This window comes from Bradyrhizobium acaciae, assembly GCF_020889785.1.
Classification (GTDB): Bacteria; Pseudomonadota; Alphaproteobacteria; order Rhizobiales; family Xanthobacteraceae; genus Bradyrhizobium; species Bradyrhizobium acaciae.
The window spans coordinates 1-2,448 of record NZ_JACMYK010000283.1 but is presented as its reverse complement, the minus strand read 5'-3'; the positions used below and the strand labels follow the sequence as shown (position 1 = coordinate 2,448).

The 2,448-nt window shown below is 66.4% G+C and carries 2 pseudogenes; both read right to left on the bottom strand.

The features are described 5' to 3' along the window. Positions 1-98: pseudogene (locus tag H8A92_RS40205) on the bottom strand (chemotaxis protein CheW); the annotation flags it as partial. A 22-nt stretch (positions 99-120) separates the two neighbouring features. Continuing rightward, positions 121-2,448: pseudogene (locus tag H8A92_RS40200) on the bottom strand (hybrid sensor histidine kinase/response regulator); the annotation flags it as partial.

The window sequence follows — 2,448 nt, the reverse complement described above, 5'->3', positions numbered from 1 at the left end:
TGCACCCGCGAGATCGGCAAGCCGAACAGCTGGCCGCCGATCACCGCGGTGACGTATTCGGCCATCGCGCCTTCACTGGTCTCGGTCTTGCTGGTCATCAATTCGTTTCCTTGCATCCGGTCATGCCGCGCGGCGCAGTTCGGCGGTCTGCTCTTTCAGCGCCGCGATCAGCCCGGGACGGTCGAACTTAGCGACATAGTCGTGGAAGCCGGCCTGCCGGCCGCGCTCGATCGCCGCCGGCGACACCATCGCCGACAGCGCGATGATCGGCAGCCCGACGAGATTGTGGTCACTCCGGATGTTCTCGGCGAACTCGAAGCCGTTCATCTCGGGCATCTCGATGTCGGTCAGCACGACGTCGAAGGCCTGCCCCGAGCGCAGCGCGGCGAGCCCTTCCTGCGCATTCGGCGCGGTCCGCACCTTGTAGCCGGCGGCCTTGAGCACCGGCGCCAGCATGTTGCGGAAGAATGGTGAGTCGTCGACCAGCAGCACCGACTGCGAACTGGCCGACGGGCGCATCTCCTTGCGCGAGAACCAGTCGGCAAACGCCATCGGCAGGAAGTGGCCGACGTCGATCACCTCGGTGGCCTGGCCCTTGATCACGGCCGAGCCGAGGATGCCGTCCTGGCTGCCCGCGACCTCGATGTTGAGCCGCTCCTCGACGATGTCGATGATCTCGTCGACCACGAGCCCCATCGAGCGGCCGTCGTCGGCGAATACCAGGATCGGCTGCGACCCTTGCGACCGCACCTCGACGCCGGCCATCTGCACCAGCGGCATCAGCTGCTCGCGGTACTGCACCATGTAGCGGCCGTTCGAGAGCTCGATCTTGTCGGTGGCGATCTCCTCCAGCCGGGTGACGAGGCCGAGCGGCACCGCCTTGGGCTGGCTCGAACCTGCGCGGAACACCAGCAGCGAGGTGAGCTGCTCGCCGCTCGCGGCATGCGCGCTCGCATTGTCGTCGGCCATGTCATGGGCCGAGGAGCCGGAGGCGCCGAGGGCTTCGCGATGCCGTTGGGGTCGATGATCATGATGACGCGCCATCACCCAGGATGGTGTTGCCGGAGAACATGTCGATGTGCCGCAGTTTCGTGGACATCGGCTTGACCACGATCTCCTCGGTGTGGAACACGCCGTCGACCACGATGCCGAAGGTCTGGCTGCCGACTTGCGTGACCACGATGAAGCCGTTCTCGGCATCGGTGGTGGTGGCGCCGTCGTCGATCTTCAAGAGCTTCTTCAGATGGATCAGCGGCAGCAGCTTGTTGCGCAGCCGCAAGACCGCGGTGTCCTTGATCCGCTCGATGCGGTGCTCGGAGTTGGCGCGGGCCCGCACCAGCTCGACGACGGACAGTTGGGGAATCGCGAAGCGGTCGCCGCCGGCTTCGACGATCAGCGCGGAGACGATCGCGAGCGTCAGCGGGATCTTGATGGTGACGGAAGCGCCCTCGCCGGCCACGCTCTTGATGTCGATGGTGCCGCCGATCTGGTCGATATTGGTGCGCACCACGTCCATGCCGACGCCGCGGCCGGATACCGAGGTCACCTGCGCTGCGGTCGAGAAGCCCGGCGCGAAGATGAACTTGTGGATCTGGGCTTCGGTCATCTTCTCGAGCTCGGCCTCGGTAACGAGACCGTTCTGGAGCGCCTTGGCCTTGATCCGCTCGGTGTTGAGCCCGCGGCCATTGTCGGCGATGCAGATGATGATGTGGCCGCCTTCGTGATAGGCGGACAAACGAATGGTGCCCTGCTCGGGCTTGCCGGCGGCGAGGCGCTCGGCGGTGGTCTCCAGCCCGTGATCGGCGGAGTTGCGCACCATGTGCGTCAACGGATCCTTGATCAGGTCGAGCACCTGGCGGTCGAGCTCGGTGTCGGCGCCGTGCATCTCCAGCTCGATCTGCTTGCCGAGTTCGCCGGAGAGGTCGCGGACGATGCGCGGCAGCTTCTGCCAGGCGTTCCCAATCGGCTGCATCCGCGTCTTCATGACGCCTTCCTGCAGCTCGGCGGTGACGTTGGAGAGCCGCTGCAGCGGCACCTTGAACTCGGTGTCCTCGTTGCGGCGGGAGATCTCCAGGAGCTGGTTGCGGGTCAGCACCAGCTCGGAGACCATGGTCATCAGGTGTTCGAGGGTGTCGACATTGACCCGGATCGACTGGTTGGCGATCTTGTCGCCTTCCTGGACGTCGGTCTCGACGGCGACCTTGCGGGCCGGCTTCTTCGCGGCTTCAACCGGCTCTGCGGCAGCGGCAACAGGCACCGCGGCCACCGGCTTCGCGGCAGGAGCCGGCGTTGGCGCGGGTGCCGTGACTTCGGTCTCGGTCTCGCGGAAGGCGCGCTCGAGCTCGTCGAGCGAGACCTCGCCCGGACGCAGCGGGCGCTCCAGCGTCTGCACCACCAGCGTGCCCTCGGCCATCGCGGCCTGCACCGACGGCGCTTCGACGACAGGCA